The sequence below is a fragment of the Rhizobium sp. CNPSo 3670 genome, assembly GCF_057784555.1.
The window spans coordinates 163,959-183,837 of sequence record NZ_JBXSOL010000010.1; the positions used below are offsets into that span (position 1 = coordinate 163,959).

General features: G+C 62.0%; 16 protein-coding genes and 1 other RNA gene. 7 read left to right on the top strand and 10 right to left on the bottom strand.

The window, feature by feature from the left end:
- Positions 1-223: 223 nt before the first annotated feature.
- Positions 224-2,248 carry an ATP-binding protein gene (locus AC13QO_RS13115; RefSeq protein ID WP_085778734.1) on the top strand — a complete coding sequence of 675 codons (2,025 nt, stop codon included), beginning with the start codon at positions 224-226 and terminating at the stop codon, positions 2,246-2,248.
- Here AC13QO_RS13115 and AC13QO_RS13120 read toward each other — a convergent pair.
- Both AC13QO_RS13120 and miaA read right to left on the bottom strand, forming a co-directional pair.
- Positions 2,233-3,147: a dihydrodipicolinate synthase family protein gene (locus AC13QO_RS13120; RefSeq protein WP_085778735.1), complete on the bottom strand. Its 915-nt coding sequence runs from the start codon at positions 3,145-3,147 to the stop codon at positions 2,233-2,235. The two genes, AC13QO_RS13115 and AC13QO_RS13120, sit on opposite strands and share 16 nt — an antisense overlap.
- A 55-nt stretch (positions 3,148-3,202) precedes the next feature.
- Positions 3,203-4,099, bottom strand: coding sequence for a tRNA (adenosine(37)-N6)-dimethylallyltransferase MiaA (miaA, locus tag AC13QO_RS13125; protein WP_085778736.1), 897 nt, complete (start codon positions 4,097-4,099; stop codon positions 3,203-3,205).
- Between miaA and serB the strand changes: the two genes are divergently transcribed.
- Positions 4,098-4,988: a phosphoserine phosphatase SerB gene (gene serB / locus AC13QO_RS13130; RefSeq protein ID WP_085778737.1), complete on the top strand. Its 891-nt coding sequence runs from the start codon at positions 4,098-4,100 to the stop codon at positions 4,986-4,988. The genes miaA and serB overlap by 2 nt on opposite strands.
- Before the next feature lie 108 nt (positions 4,989-5,096).
- Here the strand turns inward: serB and AC13QO_RS13135 are convergent, their stop codons facing one another.
- From AC13QO_RS13135 to AC13QO_RS13155, 5 genes are all read right to left on the bottom strand, one after another.
- Complete coding sequence (locus AC13QO_RS13135; protein WP_085778738.1) at positions 5,097-6,797, bottom strand: DegQ family serine endoprotease; 1,701 nt, start codon at positions 6,795-6,797, stop codon at positions 5,097-5,099.
- 200 nt (positions 6,798-6,997) lie between these two features.
- Complete coding sequence (gene hflC, locus AC13QO_RS13140) at positions 6,998-7,954, bottom strand: protease modulator HflC (RefSeq protein ID WP_285191581.1); 957 nt, start codon at positions 7,952-7,954, stop codon at positions 6,998-7,000.
- 5 nt (positions 7,955-7,959) lie between these two features.
- Positions 7,960-9,048: an FtsH protease activity modulator HflK gene (gene hflK, locus AC13QO_RS13145; RefSeq protein ID WP_011426043.1), complete on the bottom strand. Its 1,089-nt coding sequence runs from the start codon at positions 9,046-9,048 to the stop codon at positions 7,960-7,962.
- Positions 9,049-9,197: 149 nt separating this feature from the next.
- Positions 9,198-9,716: a dihydrofolate reductase gene (locus AC13QO_RS13150; protein WP_085778740.1), complete on the bottom strand. Its 519-nt coding sequence runs from the start codon at positions 9,714-9,716 to the stop codon at positions 9,198-9,200.
- A 13-nt stretch (positions 9,717-9,729) separates the two neighbouring features.
- On the bottom strand, positions 9,730-10,524 hold the full coding sequence (locus AC13QO_RS13155) for a thymidylate synthase (protein ID WP_085778741.1): 795 nt from the start codon (positions 10,522-10,524) through the stop codon (positions 9,730-9,732).
- 110 nt (positions 10,525-10,634) lie between these two features.
- On the opposite strand from AC13QO_RS13155, the gene ssrA reads away from it, so the two are divergent.
- The 4 genes from ssrA (at position 10,635) to AC13QO_RS13175 (ending at position 12,212) form a co-directional block, all read left to right on the top strand.
- Positions 10,635-10,996: a transfer-messenger RNA gene (gene ssrA, locus AC13QO_RS13160) on the top strand.
- Between the two features lie 126 nt (positions 10,997-11,122).
- Positions 11,123-11,638 (top strand): SspB family protein, encoded by a 516-nt coding sequence (locus AC13QO_RS13165; protein ID WP_488540825.1) that lies wholly within the window; start codon positions 11,123-11,125, stop codon positions 11,636-11,638.
- A gap of 51 nt (positions 11,639-11,689) precedes the next feature.
- A complete protein-coding gene (locus tag AC13QO_RS13170; RefSeq protein ID WP_085778743.1) occupies positions 11,690-11,884 on the top strand; it encodes a DUF4169 family protein in 195 nt (64 codons plus the stop codon).
- A 103-nt stretch (positions 11,885-11,987) separates the two neighbouring features.
- Positions 11,988-12,212: a ribbon-helix-helix domain-containing protein gene (locus tag AC13QO_RS13175; RefSeq protein WP_285191701.1), complete on the top strand. Its 225-nt coding sequence runs from the start codon at positions 11,988-11,990 to the stop codon at positions 12,210-12,212.
- A 56-nt stretch (positions 12,213-12,268) separates the two neighbouring features.
- Here the strand turns inward: AC13QO_RS13175 and AC13QO_RS13180 are convergent, their stop codons facing one another.
- From AC13QO_RS13180 to AC13QO_RS13190, 3 genes are all read right to left on the bottom strand, one after another.
- Positions 12,269-15,976 (bottom strand): AsmA family protein, encoded by a 3,708-nt coding sequence (locus AC13QO_RS13180; protein ID WP_488540826.1) that lies wholly within the window; start codon positions 15,974-15,976, stop codon positions 12,269-12,271.
- Positions 15,977-16,089: 113 nt separating this feature from the next.
- Positions 16,090-17,502 (bottom strand): FAD-binding oxidoreductase, encoded by a 1,413-nt coding sequence (locus tag AC13QO_RS13185; protein ID WP_488540827.1) that lies wholly within the window; start codon positions 17,500-17,502, stop codon positions 16,090-16,092.
- A gap of 260 nt (positions 17,503-17,762) precedes the next feature.
- Entirely contained in the window at positions 17,763-18,797 is a 1,035-nt protein-coding gene (locus tag AC13QO_RS13190; RefSeq protein WP_488540828.1) for an aldo/keto reductase, read from the bottom strand.
- A gap of 92 nt (positions 18,798-18,889) precedes the next feature.
- On the opposite strand from AC13QO_RS13190, the gene AC13QO_RS13195 reads away from it, so the two are divergent.
- Positions 18,890-19,795, top strand: a complete 906-nt coding sequence (locus tag AC13QO_RS13195; protein WP_488540829.1) for a LysR family transcriptional regulator — start codon at positions 18,890-18,892, stop codon at positions 19,793-19,795.
- Positions 19,796-19,879: the final 84 nt, after the last annotated feature.

The window sequence follows — 19,879 nt, forward strand, 5'->3', positions numbered from 1 at the left end:
GGTGGCTGTCGCCGGATGGTTACACCATCCTGCCCATGCGCCTTCCCACCACGATAAGAGCCGTTGCGATTTTCATGGCCGGCAGTGATAGACAGAAAATTTCGCAGCGTCAACGCATGCCGCAACAAAAACTGCCCTGGGCCCCCGCCTCCCAAAATCGATAGGATGAAGGATTTGTTAAAGGATCGACTTTATCCTTTAACGCTACCGCAGGGAGTAGCCTTTGCTCAACAACGACTTGCGCATGTCTGGCAAGGCAAGCGAGCACGATCGACGCGACGGCCATACGCCGGGAAATCGCTTTCTCGGCCGCGTCGTTGCATGCAGCGGCTCCAGGGCCACGATTGCCGCTGTCGCCGTTGAGGGCGGCACCGATCTTACAGAACTCTGGTCCGTCGGCCGGCTGATTTCGATCAGCGTCGGCCGCAACCGTGTCGTCGCCCTGGTCTATCAAATGAACACCGGCAGCCATGCCTGGGGCGAAGGCGAGGACAATAAGTTCAGAATCGAGACCGAGCTTCTCGGCGAAGTCCGCGTCGATGAGGACGGGCGCGAGGAATTTTCGACCGGCATCTCACGTTATCCCTATCTCGGCGCCATCGCCCATCGCATCCGCGCCGCCGACCTTATGCGCATCTACGATGCCGGAACGGGTACGACCGCCATCATCGGCAAGCTAACGCAGGATGAAAGCATCGATGCGGCGATCCACATCCCGTCAATGCTCTCCAAGCATTTCGCCGTCGTCGGCTCGACCGGCGTCGGCAAGTCGACCGCCGTATCGCTACTTTTGCACAAGGCGATCGCGGCCGATCCGAAGCTGCGCGTGCTGATCCTCGATCCGCACAATGAATTCGCCGCCGCCTTTCCCAAGCACGCCGTCACCATCGATACGGATACGCTCGACCTGCCCTTCTGGCTGATGCGGCTGGAGGAATTTGCCGAAGTCGTGTTTCGCGGCCGCCCGCCCGTGCCCGAAGAGCTCGACATGCTGCGCGACATCATGCCGGAGGCCAAACGCGCCTTCCGCGGCAGCGACAACTCGCTGGTGCGCCGCACGACGGAAAAGAGCTCGATCACCGCCGATACGCCGGTTCCCTACCGCATGGCCGATCTGCTGGCGCTGATCGACGAGCGCATCGGCCGCCTCGAAGGCCGGGCGGAAAAGCCCTCCCTGCGGTCGCTGAAGATGCGCCTCATCGCCGCGATCAACGATCCGCGCTATCACTTCATGTTCTCCAACAACACGATCAGCGACACGATCACCGATACCATCGCGCAGATCTTCCGCATCCCCGGAGATAACAGACCAATCTGCACTTTCCAGCTTGCCGGCATTCCCTCCGAAGTCGTTAATTCGGTCGCCTCCGTGCTTTGCCGCATGGCTTTCGAAGTGGCGTTGTGGAGTGACGGCGCCATCCACATGCTCGTCGTCTGCGAGGAAGCCCACCGCTACATCCCGTCCGATCCGAACCTCGGCTTCATCCCTACGCGCCAGGCGATCGCCCGCATCGCCAAGGAGGGCCGTAAATACGGTGTCTCGCTGGGCATCATCACTCAGCGGCCAGGCGAGCTCGACCAGACGATCCTGTCACAGTGCTCGACGCTCTTTGCCATGCGCCTTGCCAATGACCGTGACCAGGAAATCATTCGTTCAGCCATCCCGAATTCATCGATCTCGACGACGAGCTTCATCTCCTCGATCGGCAACGGTGAGGCGATCGCCTTCGGCGAGGCGATCAGCGTGCCGATGCGGATGCGCTTCTCCCGTGTTGAAGAGAACCTCCTGCCGAAGGCCGCCAGCGCCAACAGCAAGCATAGCGAGGAAGATCCCGATACGGTCGATTTGCGCAAGATCGTCACCCGCATGCGGGCGGTGACCGTCGGGCCTGACATTTCGAATTTTCAGCAGAGCGTTGCGGCATCCATGCCAGATTTCGACGAGGCTCAGGAAACCGACGATGCTTCCGATGCCAAACCCGTTACCCCGTCGGCACCGGCTTCGGCGCCACTCCAATCCTACCGGCGCGAATTGCTGCCGCAGGCGCCGCGGCTGGACCCGGCCGAACCGGCCCCGATCGATCCGCGGCTGGACGCGCTGCGCCGCGAACTGCGTCGCGAGGAGCCGGTCTTTCCTCGGCCGGCGCCGCCGACCGACCAGCCCCAGATCACCCGCCGGGAACCCGGCCCGTCTCTGCGTGAAAGCATCCTGAAAAAGCCGCTGAGCAGCCTTTACAACAAGGATTGATGCTCCAGCGCGATCAACGGCCGGGCAGCATCGAGCACACGCTGGCGATCCGCCCGCCCGAGCGGCAGGAGCGGTCGGGGAAGCTCCGCCCGAACGCCAAGGAGATGCTCGGCCAGCATATAGACCACGCGAATGCTTCCATACGCCTTGAACACGTGCCAGAGCGGCTGCAGAAGACCATCGAGCCGGCGCGCCTCGCCGTCATTGCCGGCGATCGCGGCCTTGGTCAGAGCGAGCGCTACGCGGGGAAGAAGCCCGCCGATAACGCTGTACCAAGCGTCTGCGCCTGCAAGCAGTGCCTCCGCCGCACCCCAATCGCCGCTGTAGCCGATCGCGAGATCGGTCTTTTCCCGCAAAGTCGCAAGCTCGCCAAGCAAATCGCCGTCTGCCGGCAGCGGCATTTTCACCGCCTTGATCGTCTCGACATCGGAGAGGCGCTGCAGAAGCTCGCGGCTGAAGATGAAGTGCGTCGTGCCGGGATTGTTGTAGATGCAGAGCGGCAGTCTGGTTGCCTTGGCCACAGCGAGGAAGTGCTGGTAGGCCTCTTCCTGGGTCAGCGGCGTGTAGGAAACAGGCGCAAGCAGAAGCGCATCCGCGCCGGCAGCTTCGGCGTCCCTGGCGAGATCCACGGCATGATCCGTCCTCAGGGCGCCGGCGCCGACGAGGAGTGGAACACGGCCGTTGACGCATTCGACCGCCGCCTTGACGGCCCGCAGCCGCTCCTCGCGCGTGAGATAGGCGTATATCCCGGTGCTGCCGAGAAGGCCGATGGAGGCCACACCTGACTCGCACAGGGGGGCCAGCAAGCGGCAGAGCCCCTCAACGTCCACCCGGCCATCGGGATCGGCAGGCGTCGGCGGAAAGGCCGAGAGGCCATGGAACGTAGAAATGGCAGGCATGATGCGATCCTGAAAGACAGTTGATTGGCAACGAGCCAGACGATATCGCCTCATGCTAAAGCGTCAATCGCTCCCAGCTTTCGTCCATCTGATTGCGGAACCAGGTCATTTGCCGCTTGGCATATTGCCGTGTCGCCGCAGCCCCCTTCTCCAGCACCTCATCGCGGGTCATCTCGCCCTTCAGCATCGCCGCGATCTGCGACACACCGATGGCCTTCATGACGGGCGCCTCGGCCGGTAGGTCGAGCGCAAGCAGCGCCTTCACCTCGTCTTCCGCACCCTGTTGCAGCATCTTTTCGAAACGGCCATTGATGCGAGCATGCAGCACCGCCCGGTCCGGGAGAACGACTATCTTGCGGGCCTCGTCGGCATCGATCACCACAGGCCCGGACCGGACCTGGAAATCGGCGATCGAGCGTCCCGTCGCTTTGATTACCTCCAGCGCCCGGACGATGCGCTGACCGTCCTGGCGGTTGAGGCTTGCCGCCATGGCGGGATCGGCCTCGCAAAGCTCAACGTAAAGCGCATCCGGCCCCTCCTCCACGAGTCGCGTGCGCAAGTCTTCCCGCAGTACTTCCGGTATATCAGGCATCTCGGAGAGACCGCCGGTCAGCGCCTTGAAGTAAAGCCCGGTGCCGCCGACGAAAACCGGTAGCTGCCCGGCGGCCCTGAGGGCCGGCAAAAGCGCCGAGACATCGCGCAGCCAGGCGCCTGTGGAATAGCCGGCCCCCGGCGGCACGTGACCGTAGAGATGATGCGGCACGCCCTGCATCTCCTCTTCCGACGGACGCGCGGTCAGCACCCGCAGCGTATCGTAGACCTGCATGCTGTCGGCATTGACGACCGCGCCGTCATGGCGCTTGGCCAATTCCACGGCAAGGGCGGACTTGCCGCTGGCGGTCGGCCCGGTTATCAGGATCGCGTTCTCTACGCTCAGAAGGTTTTCCATCATGGCCCTCGTTGCCACGCTTGTTGCCAATCCGTCAAATCCTGTGCTTACTCCCAGCATTGCCGAACAAGCGGCCGAGGCAGTAACCGCTTCCGGCCTCTACTGGCTGGCCGACGGCGTTGCCTGCGACATCGCACTGCGCGACGGCGCGGATGCGCAAGCGGCCGAGGCCAATCTTCTCGCCGTCATTTCGAGCGCCCCCATCGACCTCGTCATCCAGGAGCAGGACAGCCGCCGCAAGAAGCTGCTGATCGCCGACATGGATTCGACGATGATCGGCCAGGAATGCATCGACGAACTCGCCGCAGAAGTCGGCCTGAAGGAGAAGGTCGCCGACATCACCGCCCGCGCCATGAATGGCGAGATCGCCTTTGAGCCCGCCCTGCGCGAGCGCGTCGCCCTCTTGAAAGGACTGCCGATCTCGGTTGTCGACGAGGTCATCGCCAAGCGCATCACGCTGACGCCGGGAGGGCCGGAGCTGATCGCCACCATGAAATCGAAAGGTCATTACACCGCCCTCGTCTCCGGCGGCTTCACCGTCTTTACCAGCCGCATCGCCGCCACTCTTGGCTTCGACGAAAACCGCGCCAATACGCTGCTGGACGAGGATGGCATTCTCTCCGGCTTCGTCGCCGAACCTATCCTCGGCAAGCAGGCAAAGGTGGATGCGCTGAACGAGATTTCAGCAAGCCTCGGCATTTCGCCACAGGAGGCAATCGCCGTCGGCGACGGCGCCAATGATCTCGGCATGCTGCAACTCGCCGGCTCCGGCGTCGCCCTTCACGCCAAGCCCACTGTCGCCGCTCAGGCGCGGATGCGCATCAATCACGCCGACCTGACGGCACTTCTTTATATCCAGGGTTATCGGAAGACCGATTTCGTGATGGGCTAAGAAGGCCGAAACGCCCCTCCTCCCGCATTCCTGCGCTCGTCACAGGAATGCGGGAGGAGTTGAGCGAGAACAGGAAGGCGGCACCTAGTCGCCACCGCCGCAGTTCTCCTATTCCATCGGCACCGCAACGAACCGCAGATCGCCGTTTGCCGATGCGATCATCAGCTGGGCGTTGCGGCGCCCTTCCTGTTTCAGCGATTTCACCTTGGCCGCGACCGCATCCGGGGATTTCATGAACTCCTGTGCCACCTCGACGATAACGTCCCCTGGCTTCAACCCCTTTTCGGCCGAGGCGGAGCCGGCCTCCACCTCCGTCACGACGACGCCGTCGACGCTTTCGGCGATGCCGAAAGCCTTGCGTGTTTCGGGACTGAGGAGCGACAGCGACAAACCGAGCACGTTCTTCGGCATGGCCGCATCCGGCGATACCTGGCCCTGTTGGTGCTGGTCCGGCGCCGGTGTGCCCGGTGCGGGCGCTGCCTGATCGCCAGTATCCGGCTGATCCATATCGTCGTTTTCGTCGGGATCAGGGGTGATCACGCCATCCGGCGCTGCATCGCCGGATGCCGCCTGATCGCTGTCTTCGAGCCGGCCGAGCTTCACCTTGACGGTCTGCTCCTTGCCGTCGCGCAGCACCACGACGTCGACTTCTTTTCCGACCGTGCTTTCCGCCACGACGCGCGGCAGGTCGCGCATTTCATTGACCGCCTTGCCGTCGAATTTCAGAATGACGTCGCCCGCCTTGATCGAGCCGTCGTCGACGGGACCGCCCTTGATGACGCCGGCGACCAGCGCGCCCTTGGCGGTGTCGAGCCCGAGACTGTCGGCGATGTCGTCGGTCACCGGCTGGATGCGCACGCCGAGCCAGCCGCGCCGCGTCTCGCCATACTGGCGCAACTGCTCGACGACGCCGGAAGCAAGTTCGGACGGTACCGAGAAGCCGATGCCGATCGAGCCGCCGCTCGGCGAGATGATCGCCGTGTTGATGCCGATCACTTCACCCTTCATGTTGAAGAGCGGCCCCCCGGAATTGCCCTTGTTGATCGCCGCATCCGTCTGGATGAAGTTGTCGTAGGGGCCGGCATTGATGTTGCGGCCGCGCCCGGAAATGATGCCGACCGTCACCGAACCGCCGAAGCCGAATGGATTGCCGATCGCCATGACCCAGTCGCCGATGCGCATCTCGCTGGAGTCGCCGAATTTCACCGATTTCAGCGGTGTCTTCGGCTCGACCTTCAACACGGAAAGATCGGTCTTCGTATCCGTGCCGATCAGCTTCGCCTTGAGCTTCGAGCCGTTGGCGAAATTGACCTCGATGTCGTCGGCGCCCTCGATCACATGGTTGTTGGTCACGATATAGCCGGCCGGATCGATGACGAAACCGGATCCAAGCGAGCTGACATTATGGTTGGGGCCCTTGTTGCCCTGCTGTTTGTTGAAGAAGTCGTTGAAGAATTCCTGGAATGGTGACCCGTCAGGGGCACGCGGCGCCGGGCCGACCCCTTCGTCATCCTTCACATTCTGCGAGGTCGAGATATTGACCACAGCATCGAGCAACCCTTCTGCGAGATCGGCAACGGAAGCCGGACCGTTGGTCGGCATGACGGTCTGAACCGGTGGCGTCTGCTGCGGCGTGGTAGATGCAGGTGGCGTGGGAGCAGCCGGAACAGGCGCGGCAACCCCGGGCGCTGCTGTTTCAGGCGTGGTTTGCGCAAAAGCCACCCCGCTCACGCCGGCTTGCGCCAGGATGGTGGCGCTGGCCAGAAGCGCGAGCGTTCGTCTGAAGGGCAAGCGAATCGTCGGGGCCATCAAGCTTCCTCATAAGGCGTAAATGCGCATATTCAGCACCAGCATAAGGCGGAATGATGGAGGGTGAAATCACCTTTTCGCGAAATCCCCGTGCAATCTGACGGACCATCACAAAAGCCCGGCCTTACCTCTTGAAATCGAAAGGGCCGGCGCTGGGCCGACCCTTTCTCGATCTTGGAGGGAAACAGATCCCGGCGCTTTCAGTTCGCCGGCTGGGCTGGCGCCGGAGCGGTTGCTTCGGGCGTTGCGGGAGCCGACGCAGCCGGGCTCGCCGGCGCGGCGCCGGCGGCGTTGTTGAAATAGCGGAAGAATTCCGAATCCGGCGACAGAACCAGCGTTGTGTCCTGCGACGAAAGCGTCGCCGCATAGGCCGCCATCGAGCGGTAAAACTCGAAGAAACCCGGGTCCCTTGAGAATGCCTCGGCGAAGACGCGGTTGCGTTCGGCATCGCCCTGGCCACGCAGGATCTCGGAGTCGCGTTGTGCGCCGGCGGTCAGCTCAACGACCTGGCGGTCGGCGATGGCGCGGCGGCGCTGGCCTTCCTCAGTGCCCTGCGCCCGCAGCAGTTCGGCTTCCGCCAGTCGCTCGGCCCGCATGCGGTTGTAGGTGCGCTCGGAAACATCCTGAGTGAGGTCCGTCCGGCTGATGCGCACGTCGTCGAGCGTGATTCCGAGCGTCTCCGCATCGGCTTGCAGTTCGTTGCGAACCTCGAGCATCATCGCCACGCGTTCCCGGGAGAGCGCGGCTTCGATGCTGCGCACGCCGTAGACCCTGCGCAAAGCGGAATCGAGGCGGGTACGAAGCCGCGCTTCTGCCGCCTCCCTGTCGCCCGAAACGGTTTCGCGGAAGCGGCGCGCGTCATTGATACGGTAGATGAGGAAGGCATTTACCTCATAAAATGCGCCGCCGGAAACCTGGACACGGATATTGTCAAGATCGAAGCGGAGTTCCTGCTTCGGCACGTATTGCACCCTGTCGGCATCGGCAAAAGCGAAAGGCAGCTTGAAATAGATGCCAGGGTCAGTCTTGACCGACTGGATTTCACCGAAGCGAACGACGATGGCCTGTTCGCGGGCACTCACCACGAAGACCGAGGAATAGATCCCGACCAGCACGACCGCCAGGAGGATCAGAATTACCGGAAGTCTGTTCGACATGGGTCTCAGCCTCCCTGCTGCTGTTGTTGCTGCGTCGGCCTGCCGACCTCATTGAGAGGCAGATAAGGCACGGCGCCCGCCTTTTGGTCTATGATCACTTTTTTGGAACCCTTCAGCACCTGTTCCATCGTTTCCAGGAACAGCCGCTCCCGCGTCACGTCAGGAGCCTTGGAATATTCGTCGTAGATCGAAACGAAGCGTTGCGCTTCACCTTCAGCCTCCTTGACGATCCGGTCCTTATAGGCCGCTGCGGCTTCGCGGATGCGGGCCGCGTCACCGCGGGCCTGGCCGAGCTTCTGATTGGCGTACTGGTTCGCTTCCTCCACGAGGCGCTGCTTGTCCTGATCGGCACGCTGCACTTCCTCGAAGGCATCGGCCACGTCGCGCGGCGGTGCGACGTCCTCGATCGTCACGCGGTTGATCGCAATGCCGGCGCCATAGCGATCCATCGTATCCTGGATGATGTTGCGCACTTCGGTTTCGATCGGTCCGCGATTGTCACGGAAGGCATCTTGTGCCGGGCGCCGGCCGACGATTTCGCGCATGGCGCTTTCTGAAACCTGCTGCAGCGTTTCAGCCGGATTTTCGAGACGGAAAAGATAGGATTTCGGGTCATTGATCGTGTAGAGCACGGAGAACTGCACGTTGACGATGTTCTGGTCGCCGGAAAGCATCAGTCCAGCCGTCGAATTGCTGTTGTTGCGTCCGCCGATATTCTGCTGCTGCTCGGTCACCTTCACGATCTCGACCGCGTCCATCGGCCAGATGCGGAAATGCAGGCCGGGCATGGAAATCTCTTCTCTCGGCTTGCCGAAGCGCAGCTCGACGCCACGTTCGTCCGGCTGGACGGTGTAGACGCACTGGATCAGCCAGAAAACAGCGACGATCGCCACGACGATCGCCGCCACGCCACCATTGAAACCGCCGGGAACGATATTGCGCAGCTGATCCTGACCGCGCCGGATGATGTCTTCCAGATCAGGCGGTCCGCCCTTGCCGCCACGTGGGCGGTTCGGCCCTTGGCCCCATGGTCCCTGATTGTTACCGCCGCCGCCCCAAGGGCCGCCGCCGCCATTCTGATTGCTCCAGGGCATCAAAACCTCGTTGTTCGTTAAGTCTTCCCCGCATTCGGGACCGTGGGGGCTGACCGGCCGATGCGTTGGTGACCGTTATAGGTATCGCCGCACCGGCTTTCAACGCAGCGTGAGAAACTTGGTCAATTTAATTGGAAAATAGTTCGTTTTCAGGCGCGACGGCGTTCATAGACGACGTAGCGCGTGGGGTAGCTGTCCTTCTCGCCAGCGGGCACGGCGACTACCTCCCCCGCCTGCCAGACGCCCGCATCAATCGCCGGAAAAAACGCGTCGCCGTCAAGATCGGCCTCGACATGCGTAATGCATAGCCGATCGGCAAGATCGATGGCCTGAGCATAGATCTGCCCGCCGCCGATGATGCAGATTTCGCCGGCCCCGGTTTGCAGCGCCAATCTGTCGGCAGCGTCGATCGCCTCGGTCAGCGAATGGGCCATGCCGACATCGGGGTGTTCGATCGCTGCTCGTCGCGAAATGACCACGTTCGGCCGCCCCGGCAGCGGCTTGCCGATCGAGTCATAGGTCTTGCGGCCCATCACGACAGGCTTGCCAAGCGTCAGCGCCTTAAAGCGCTTGAGATCGCTCGATAGCCGCCATGGCATGTCGCCTTCCCGGCCGATGGTCCCGTTGCGTGCGACGGCGGCGATGATGGTCCTGCGGATTTCAGCCATGAAAAGTCCCGGCTCAGACGGCGATCGGCGCCTTGATATTGGCATCGGCCTCATAGCCGATCAGCTCGAAATCCTCGAACCTGAACCCGAAGATATCCTTCACTTCAGGATTGATCCGCATGAAGGGCAGCGGCTTTGGCCGACGCGTCAGCTGCAGCTTCGCCTGGTCGAAATGATTGTGATAGAGATGCGCGTCGCCGAGGGTATGGACGAAATCGCCCCCTTTGAGCCCCGTCACCTGGGCCACCATCATCGTCAAAAGCGCATAGGAGGCGATGTTGAAGGGCACGCCAAGGAAAATATCGGCGGAGCGCTGGTACAACTGGCAGGAGAGTTTGCCGTCGGCCACGTAAAACTGAAACAGGCAATGGCAGGGCGGCAGCGCCATCTGGTCGACCTCGGCCGGATTCCAGGCTGAGACGATGTGGCGGCGTGAGTTCGGATTGTTGACGATACCTTTGACGAGATTGGCGATCTGGTCGATATGGCCACCGTCCGGTGCCGGCCAGGAGCGCCACTGGGCACCGTAGACCGGCCCGAGATCGCCGTTCTCGTCGGCCCACTCATCCCAGATCGAGACGCCGTTCTCCTTGAGATAGCGGATATTCGTCTCGCCCTTCAGGAACCATAAAAGCTCGTGGATGATCGAGCGCAGATGCAGCTTCTTCGTCGTCAGGACGGGAAAGCCTTCCTCGAGATCGAAGCGCATCTGGTAGCCGAAGACCGAACGCGTGCCGGTGCCGGTGCGGTCGCCCCGGTCGGAGCCTTTTTCCATCACATGGGTGAGGAGATCGAGATATTGCTGCATGTCGCGCTGATTCCGTTTTCTCCAATTTAAGCCTTCGCTTTGAGGAAACCAATCGCAGGCGGATATTTTCCCGTTCTTTCTTCCGCCCGACTAAAGCTTTTATGACGTTTGCCCTTTCCTTGGACGACGGAAATCACTATATCAGCCCTGCTGGCTCTCGGGCCGGCTATGGCAATAAATGAGCGGTGTAATAAACCTATTGGACCCGGGGGCGGTACCCGGCGCCTCCACCAAAAACCGGCGGTATCAAGGCCGGCTTTTGATGGGGGCGAAATAGGATCGACAAGGGTGTAAAGATCGACTTTTTGCTCGGCATTGTACCGCCGTTATCGGGCTAAAATTGTAGTTGCAAACGACAACTATGCGGAAGCTCGTCTCGCTGCTTAATCGCGGTGTGACACTTCAATCAAAGTCCTAGTGGTTCGCACCTCTAGGCGGGGTCCGAAGGCACCTGGCAACAGAAGCCTTCACCTTCTCCCTCAGACTGAAATCATGTATGCTGATCTATGCGTGACTCGGCTCCGGACTTTCCCAAGGCGCCTGAACGTGCCATAAACCTTGTGAAAAGACTTCAGAACCGACGAAAGACAGGAAAAGCATGGGGCAGGATCATATCCGCTACGACATTCTGGCGCAGGATGCACTTCGCGGCGTCATCCGCAAGGTTTTGGCGGAGGTAGCAACGACGGGTCGTCTGCCCGGCGACCACCACTTCTTCATCACCTTCCTCACGGGTGCCGCCGGCGTGCGCATCTCCCAGCACCTGAAGTCCAAATATCCCGAGCAGATGACTATCGTCATCCAGCATCAGTTCTGGGATCTCAAGATCACCGAAACGCATTTCGAAATTGGCCTTTCCTTCTCCGACGTTCCGGAGAAGCTGGTCATACCGTTCAATGCGATCCGCGGCTTCTATGATCCCTCGGTCAATTTCGAGCTCGAATTCGACGTGCCGCTCGCCGACGGCGAGGAACTGCCGTCCGGTGAGATCACCGCCTATCCCGTCGACGCGGCAGGAAAGTCCGATGAAGCCGCCGGCGCAAAACCGGCCGACGGCGAAGAGAAAAAACCTGGCTCCGTCGTCTCGCTCGACTCCTTCCGCAAGAAGCAGTGATTTCAAAGGGAGGCCGAGCCTCCCTTTTTTCATAAGGATCAAGCCTCGCGCATGAGCGCCGAAATCATCAATCTGCGTCAGTTTCGCAAAAAGCAGGCCCGCTCCGAAAAGGAGAAGCAGGCGGAGCAGAACCGTATTTCCTTCGGCCGCACCAAGGCCGAAAAGCAGCTCACCCGCACTCTGAACGAGAAGGCCGACAAGGCTCACCGCGATGGCCGGATCGAGACGGATGACGACGGCGCATGAAGCTTCACGCAAAGCTTGAAGAGCCGGAAACGAATCGGCGATCAGCCACTTGCGCGATTTCCTTGAATCGATCCTCCAAGCCGATAGCGATGTGAACCGGCTGATGATCCGCAAGCACTCGGCGACACTGCATGGCCATCGCACCAGCTTTTCGCTGGAAGATGAATTCTGGGCCGAGCTGAAGACGATTGCGGCAAGCCGTTCCATGTCGCTTGCCGCCCTGATTTCCGAGATCGACGACCACCGCCCGCCGGCCAGCAACCTATCCTCAGCGCTGCGGCTCCATGTGCTTTCGTGGGCGAAAGCCGGCTGTGGCGGCCGGCCGTGACGCCGGGAATTCAAATAAAAATCTGAAATATCAGGCGACGCAAACCCCACGCGTCTTCATTGCGCCTGAATGCCCGGCAGATGGTCGAAATCGAGCTGACCGGGCTGCATCTGCCCGGAGCGCCGGGCCGCCTCCGCCTCGGCGGCCGCCCTCGCCTGCGCATCAGCCTTGGCTTTTGCCTCCGCACGTGCGGCCTCCGCCTCGGCAGCAGCCTTCTGCGCAGCTGTCTCCTGCGCCAGTCTTCGCAGCCGCTCTTCCTCAGCCTGCCGTTGCCGTTCGATTTCCGCCGCTCTGACGCGCTCGGCGTCATTGAAACGATAGAGCGCCACCTCGCGGCGCAGGCGCTGCTTTTCGAGCACGATCGCCTGCAGCCGCTCGACCCGCCGCCGCTCGCGCTCAAAAGCACGCAGCGACAGGTAGCTGGTGATATCGGTCACGTCCATCGTCTTGCCGGGTGACGGCAACATGCCGGAAAAGTTCAGCCGCAGCGCCGGTTCGACACCAGGAAGCGCCTCCGCGCCTGGATTGAGGCCGATACCGACCGTCGCGCTGATCCGCTGCTCCGGCAAGGCGATCTGCGCGTCGGCGGTAACCCGGGCCAGATCGTTGGCCACGGTCACATTCTGCACCCTGAGCGTCCCGTCGGTGACGTTGAAGGGTATTCCGAGCGGCGGCAACTTCGCCTCGCCGTTGTTGAGCAACGTCTCGACGATCGGATGCACCTTGCCGGCGTTGATCTGTTCCTGCATTGGGTCGGTGGCGGCAAGCAGCGGCGGAAGAATGGCGAGGTTAAGTCCGCGTATGCTCATATCGCCGAGTCTCAGCTCCCCCGAACCATTGAGCGAGCTGGCGATCTCACTGATCGTCTTGCCCGAGGCCTCCAACGACAGCGACAATCCGAACTTGCCGTTGGCGACCGGTGCGCCGTCACGCAGCCAGATGACCCCGGCGAGATCGGAATCGGCAAGCGCCAGCTTCGTCTGCAGGAAACCGGTGCCGTCGGCATTGGTGAAGAGAAGATTGCCGGAGAGCTTGCCGCCTTCCCAGTTGCCGGCCATGTCGTTGAGCTGCAACTCGTCGCCCTTATAGGCGACGTTGCTGGTGAAATCGGACACGGCTATTTCCGGCAGGCCGGGCCAGAATTCCTTGGCCGACAGCTTCACCCTGACGTCCAGATCCTTGAAGGTGGGCAGGCCCAGAGGCGCCTTCGACAGCGTGCCGCTGGCGGGATCGACGATCTGGCCGAACACCGCCTCGCCGAGCCAGCCGGCATCTGCCTTGGCAAGCGTCAGCTCGCCGCTCGCCGTTGTCTTCGCAGCCTTGCGATCGAAGGTCAGCGCACCGGAAAACGCGTTGTCGGCCGCATGTCCCTTGAGATCGGACAAAACGATCTTGTCGCTATCGACGGCGGCATTGACCTGCAGGCCGAGCGGCAACCCCGTTCCGGTCTGCGGCAGGGCAATACCGTTCATGATGAGATAAGGGTCGATATCGGCGCTGTCGAGCGAAAGCGCGATCTGGCCATTCATGAAGCTCTCCGGCCGCACGTCAACCTTGCCCTTTGCGGTAAACGAGGTCCGGTCGGTCGCAAAGGTCAGCGCCGCATCGGCAGGATCGTTGCCCGACGCCTTCACCTTGAGGGTCAGGCGGCCATTCGCGCCGACATCGACCGGCAGCGGGTCGAGCCCGGCCTGACCGAACAGGATTGATGGCACGGCGTTTTCGAGCGTCGCCTCAAGGCTCGTCGTGCCGTTGCCGGTCAGCGCCAGGAGATCGGACATGCGGTAGTCAAGGTTCACCCGGCTGCCGTTCGAGACGCCGGCCAGCGTCACTGTCATCGCATCGCCCTCGTCGCCGCCGAGCGTCAGCGCACCGCGCAACGCCGTATTGCCGTACCAGCCGGCATTGCGCACCAGCCGATCGAGCACGGGATGGTGCGGAAGATGCTCGCGCAGCATGGTGAAGAAACCGCCGGGATCGGCCGATTTGAAGGTGATCTCACCCGCACCCTTATAGTCGAGCAGCGAACCTTCTGCCCGGCCGGTCGCCGTCAGCTCGGCGCCCGCGAGATTCTTGACTGACAGCCGGTCGACCGCAAGCGCCCCGTCGGCAATCGTGAAGGTGGTCTCGACATTCTCGGCGTCAACCCCGAAGGCGGTGAACCTGTCGGCCTTGAGCTGCGCGGCGATCTTATGGTCGAGGACATTGTCGCCGCTCTCCTGCCCGGTCGCGAGACCAGCCAGCGCCTGCAGCGCGTCAAGATCGAGCGTGTCGCCATTCAGCGCCACCGACAGGGTCGGCGTCTGGCCGGAGATCGCCTGCCGTTCCAGGCGGCCCTTCAGCGTCGCCGATCCGATGGCGATTTCGAGATTTTCGAAACGCTGCAATTCATGAGTCAGGCTGACATTGGCGGAAAAACCCGCCTGCCGCAATTGGCGGATGGCCGGGTCAACCGAGCCGGCCAGCCAGGAGGCTAGTCCCGTTGGCTGGTTCGAGGCAACCACGATCTGGCCGTTGAACGAGGGTTCTCCCTGAAGCAGGAGCTTGCCCTTGCCTTCCACCTGCGTGCGCCCCGGCAGCGTGCCGACGGCGCTGTCGATCATCCATCCGGCACCGGCCGGCTCCAGCTCCAGTTGCACATCGCGTAGCGTTGTGTCGCCGGCAACGATGGCCGGCAGTTTGACGCTTGCCTTACCGGGCACCTGCGGGATCGGCACCTGCGCGACGATATCGATCAGAGAATTCAACCGTTGGCGCGCCGAAACCGCGGCATCCCGCGTCGTCTTGCCGGCCGCGCCCTGATTGCCGATGCGGTTCACGTCTATCTGCTGCCCGTCAGCGGTCAACAAGAACTCAGGCGCGTTGCCGGTATCGAGTGTCGCCTCCCCGGTTATCACATAGGGATCGTCCGTCGGGCCGATCTCCATCCGGTATTCGGGAATGCGGATACGTTCGTTGGTAAGCTCGAAGCGGCCTTTGAGCCTCGGCGGCTGCTCGTTCTTGTTGGCCGACCTGGCGCTGTTGCGGTTTTCGATCGCCGCCGAAAGCTGGCCCTGATAGTTCGGCTTGCGGTCGACCAGCTTCAGTTCGCCGTCGAGATCGATACTGACCGGATGTTTGTCCGGCGACAGCTTCGTGCGCATGCGCAGCACGCCCTTCTCGTCCGGCTGGCTGCTCAAAATCGAGAAATTGCCGTGTTCGCCGTCGAGGGCCGCATCGCCCTCGACGCGCCAGGGGCCGGCGAGCGATTTGGCCGACATCTCCGCATTCAGGCCAGTGATACGGCGCGCCCGGCCCGCCTGGTCGTCGAGGAAATCGACTTCGCCGCCGCTGACATGCACATTTTCGAGAACGACTGTTTTGGCCGGTATTTCGGCGCGGCTGCCGCGCATCCAGTCGAGTGTGCCGTCCTTGAGCAATCTGAGGCGCACCTTCGGATTGACGACGCGCATATCAAAGATCAGCGCCTCGCCGGACAGGAAAGGAGCAAGCTCGGCATCCATGGAAAATTGTTCGACCTTGACGATCGGCGTGCCGTCAGCCTCCTGACCGACACGCACATCATGCAACGTCACCGACGGAAACGGCAACAGACGGGCATCCACCGTGCCGTGGACGGTGACTTTCTTACCGATGATGCGGCTTGCCTGATCCTCGAAGTTCTTCCGGAAATCCGTCCAGTCGATGAACAACGGCGCAAGCAGCGCCACAAACAGCACTACGACGATCACTCCCCCCAAAAAGACGAGGAACCGGCCTACCAATGCAAGGATTCTCCATTCGGGATTGTGTTGCCGACACTGTTCAGGGTTCTGTTGTCGACACTAGCGCTATTCATGCGATGGGCAAGGCCCAAGTTCATGAGAATATTCCGTTTTCAGCCTTGGTGGAAAATCTTGCCGGGATTGAAGATGCCGTCCGGATCGAGCGCCTGCTTCACCTGTCGCATCAGATCCACCGAGCCTCCGAGCTCCTGCTCCAGAAAGGCCATCTTGCCTTGCCCGATGCCGTGCTCCCCGGTGCATGTTCCGTCCATATCGAGTGCCCGGCGGTTGAGCCGCTCAACGAAGCTCTCGGCCCTGGCTATGTCTCCGGCGCTTTTGTCGTCGAACAACAGCAGCACATGGAAATTCCCGTCGCCGGCGTGGCCGACGATAGGGCCGAGCAGCCCATGTTCCTCGATATCCGCCTGCGTTTCGGAAACGCAATCGGCAAGCCTCGATATCGGAACACAAACATCGGTCGAAAGTGCGGCAAGCCCCGGCGCCAGCGCCCTCGCGGAAAAGTATGCGTTATGACGCGCCTTCCAGAGCTTCGTCCGCTCCTCGGCATTGGCGGTCCACAGAAACTCGCTCCCGCCACATTCAGCCGCAATCTCGGCGAAGGCTGCCGATTGCAGCGGCACGGTCGCGTCGGTGCCGTGGAATTCAAGGAAAAGCGTTGGGCTTTCGGCATAAGACAGCCCGGAATAGGCGTTGCACGCCCGCATCTGCACAGCATCGAGCAGCTCGATGCGGGCCACCGGAATGCCCATCTGAATCGTCATGATGACGGCGTCGCAGGCCGCCTTGATGCTCGGAAAGGCGCAGACGCCGCCGGCAATCTTCTGCGGGATCGCCTGCAGGCGCAGCGTCACCGAGGTCAATATGCCGAGCGTGCCCTCGGCGCCGACAAAGAGCCGCGTCAGGTCATAGCCGGCCGAAGACTTGCGGGCGCGCCGCGCCGTGCGGATCTCCTCACCATTGGCGGTGACTGCCGTGACGGCAAGCACATTGTCCTTCATCGTGCCGTAGCGCACCGCATTGGTGCCGGAGGCCCGCGTCGACGCCATGCCGCCGATCGAGGCATTGGCGCCGGGATCGATCGGAAAGAACAGGCCGGTATCGCGCAGATGGACGTTTAGCGCCTCGCGGGTGATACCGGGCTCGACCGTGCAGTCGAGATCCTCCGCATTGACCTCAAGCACCCGGCTCATGCGGCTGAGATCGATCGAAATACCGCCATTGACGGCATTGACCTGACCTTCCAGCGAGGAACCGGTGCCGAAACCGATCAGCGGCACCTTGTGCGCCGCACAGGCCCTGACCGCCATCTTCACATCTTCGGCGCTTTCGGCAAAGAGAACGCCATCGGGCAGTAGCGGCGGAATATAGGTGGTCGTATGGGCGTGCTGTTCACGGAAGGACTGGCCGGTTTGGAAACGCTCGCCGAAGCTCTGCTTGAGAATACCGAGCACAGCGGATATCCCCGCCTCGTTGCGTGTTCCAGCCCTTGCGTCCTTCAGCGCCATCCCTTTGTTCTCCCTGCCATTCCGCGTGGACGAGACCGCGTCCCGCAGACTACTGCGCCGCACGTCCGCTCAGACGTAAATGGACGCTGTAGAACTTTAAAATTGCTGCATAATTTCGTCTTACATCGATTCCGTTTCAGGAGATATGCAGCAGGCTGGGTATGGGGCAAGTCAAAGCGGCTGTCCAGTTAAGATTGGGAAAAGATTTCACTCCCCTTTTGTTGTAGACCAGGAGCCATGGACAGGCCGGGCCGACCGCCTCAGACGATCGGTGGATTGAGGAGCGCAAAGCCCTGCTGCCGTCGATAGGGGAAATAAGGATAAGGCGCCGTCACCGCGCTGACCGCGTCGAGCCTTTCGATCTGATCCTTCGACAGGCTCCAGTCGGCCGCGCCAAGGTTCTGCCTGAGTTGATCTTCGTTGCGGGCGCCGATGATGACGCTCGATACCGTCGGCCGGCCGAGCAGCCAGTTTATCGCGATCTGCGGCACCGTCTTGCCGATCTCCGCTGCGATCGAATCCAGCACCTCGATGATGTCGAACAGCCTCTCGTCGTCGACAGGTGGGCCATACTGGGCTGTCTCGTGCAATCGACTGGCGGCCGGCAGCGGCTCACCGCGGCGGATCTTGCCGGTAAGCCGCCCCCAGGCGAGCGGGCTCCATACGAGGGCGCCGACGCCTTGATCGGCGCCGAGCGGCATCAGCTCCCATTCATAGTCGCGACCCGCCAGCGAATAATAGACCTGATGGGCAACATAACGCGGATGGCCCCAGCGCTCGGCCGCCGCGAGCGACTTCATCAGCTCCCAGCCGGAAAAATTCGAGACGCCGACATAGCGGATCTTGCCTGCGGCGACGAGGCTGTCGAGAGTCGATAGCACCTCCTCGACCGGGGTCGAGGCATCGAAGGCGTGAAGCTGCAAAAGGTCGATATAGTCGGTGCCGAGCCGTCGCAGTGCATCCTCCGTCGCGCGGATCAGCCGCGCCCGCGACGTGCCCCAATCCTGCGGCCCCTCGCCCATCGGTAGCGCGGTCTTGGTCGAAATCAGCACGGCATCCCGCCGGCTGCGGATCGCCTGACCGAGCACCTCTTCGGAAGCGCCGGCCGAATAAACATCGGCCGTATCGAAGAGATTGACGCCGGCTTCGAGGCAGATGTCCACGAGCCGCCGGGCTTCTTCGGCATCAGTATTGCCCCAGGCGCCGAACAGCGGACCGCTGCCGCCGAACGTGCCCGCGCCGAAGCTAAGGACCGGCACTCTGAGGCCCGATGCGCCGAGATTTCTGTACTCCATCGATCTGTCTCCTGTGTTTCCTCCGAGATAGACCCGGCATTTCCGTTGATATAGATTGCGAAACAGAACATCATCTGTGACTTGAATTCATCATGGGCCGTCAGGACATCAACCGCTCGGGGGAAATGGAAGTCTTCATCAGTGTTGTCGAGCGTGGCGGCTTTTCCGCAGCCGCCTCGGCGCGGCGCATGACGCCGTCGGCCGTGAGCAAGCTCGTCGCCCGGCTGGAGGCGCGCCTCGGCGTCCGCCTCGTCAACCGCTCGACCCGCAAGCTGCAACTGACGCCGGAGGGCTGCGCCTTCTATGAGCGCAGCATCGCCATCCTTGCCGATATCGCCGAGGCCGAGCGCCAGGCGTCGTCACGCGAACAGGCCTCGGGCCGCATCCGTATCAATACCAGCGGCTCCTTCGGCAATCATGTGCTGGCGCCACTCGTGCCCGCCTTCATGGCGCTTCATCCCGCCGTTACGCTCGATATCGCTCACACCGACAGGGTGGTCGATCTGATGGAAGAACGCGCCGACGTTGCGATCCGCACCGGCCCCTTGAAGAACTCCAGCCTGATTGCCCGCAAGCTCGGCACCACTAGCAAGCTCATTGTCGTTTCGCCCGAATATATCAGTCGTCATGGCGAACCGCGCAGCGTCGCCGATCTCAGCCGCCATTGCCGCATCGGCTTTTCCTACGCCCGCGCCGTCGAGGGCTGGCCGCTGCGCGAGAACGGCGAAACCGTGTCCGTGCCGATCACGCCGGGCGTGCAGGTTGGAGACGGGGAAGCCATGCGCCATCTCGCGCTCTCTGGCGCCGGTCTTGCGCGGCTGGCCGCCTTCACCGTGCGCGCCGATATCGATGCCGGCCGGCTGGTGCCGGTACTGGAAGCCGCCAATCCCGGCGATATCGAAGAATTCTATGCCGTCTATATGGGACAGGGCGGACCGCTGCCGGCGCGTGTGCGCGCCCTGCTCGATTTCCTCGTCCAGCATGTTCGACTCAGATGAGATAACAAGGACTTGATGCGAGGCTTGAATCAAATTCGCATGCTGCCTCGCCGGAAGCCAGATTTCGCAATTGACCGCGCTCGC

What these genes read in the sequence shown, in the direction of transcription:
- AC13QO_RS13190 (WP_488540828.1), bottom strand. Translation starts at nt 18,797, where the DNA reads ATGGAGTACAGAAATCTCGGCGCATCGGGCCTCAGAGTGCCGGTCCTT.
- AC13QO_RS13120 (WP_085778735.1), bottom strand. Translation starts at nt 3,147, where the DNA reads ATGCCTGCCATTTCTACGTTCCATGGCCTCTCGGCCTTTCCGCCGACG.
- AC13QO_RS13185 (WP_488540827.1), bottom strand. Translation starts at nt 17,502, where the DNA reads ATGGCGCTGAAGGACGCAAGGGCTGGAACACGCAACGAGGCGGGGATA.
- AC13QO_RS13155 (WP_085778741.1), bottom strand. Translation starts at nt 10,524, where the DNA reads ATGCAGCAATATCTCGATCTCCTCACCCATGTGATGGAAAAAGGCTCC.
- AC13QO_RS13170 (WP_085778743.1), top strand. Translation starts at nt 11,690, where the DNA reads ATGAGCGCCGAAATCATCAATCTGCGTCAGTTTCGCAAAAAGCAGGCC.
- AC13QO_RS13175 (WP_285191701.1), top strand. Translation starts at nt 11,988, where the DNA reads ATGATCCGCAAGCACTCGGCGACACTGCATGGCCATCGCACCAGCTTT.
- miaA (WP_085778736.1), bottom strand. Translation starts at nt 4,099, where the DNA reads ATGATGGAAAACCTTCTGAGCGTAGAGAACGCGATCCTGATAACCGGG.
- AC13QO_RS13150 (WP_085778740.1), bottom strand. Translation starts at nt 9,716, where the DNA reads ATGGCTGAAATCCGCAGGACCATCATCGCCGCCGTCGCACGCAACGGG.
- AC13QO_RS13165 (WP_488540825.1), top strand. Translation starts at nt 11,123, where the DNA reads ATGGGGCAGGATCATATCCGCTACGACATTCTGGCGCAGGATGCACTT.
- AC13QO_RS13195 (WP_488540829.1), top strand. Translation starts at nt 18,890, where the DNA reads ATGGGCCGTCAGGACATCAACCGCTCGGGGGAAATGGAAGTCTTCATC.
- hflK (WP_011426043.1), bottom strand. Translation starts at nt 9,048, where the DNA reads ATGCCCTGGAGCAATCAGAATGGCGGCGGCGGCCCTTGGGGCGGCGGC.
- hflC (WP_285191581.1), bottom strand. Translation starts at nt 7,954, where the DNA reads ATGTCGAACAGACTTCCGGTAATTCTGATCCTCCTGGCGGTCGTGCTG.
- serB (WP_085778737.1), top strand. Translation starts at nt 4,098, where the DNA reads ATGGCCCTCGTTGCCACGCTTGTTGCCAATCCGTCAAATCCTGTGCTT.
- AC13QO_RS13135 (WP_085778738.1), bottom strand. Translation starts at nt 6,797, where the DNA reads ATGGCCCCGACGATTCGCTTGCCCTTCAGACGAACGCTCGCGCTTCTG.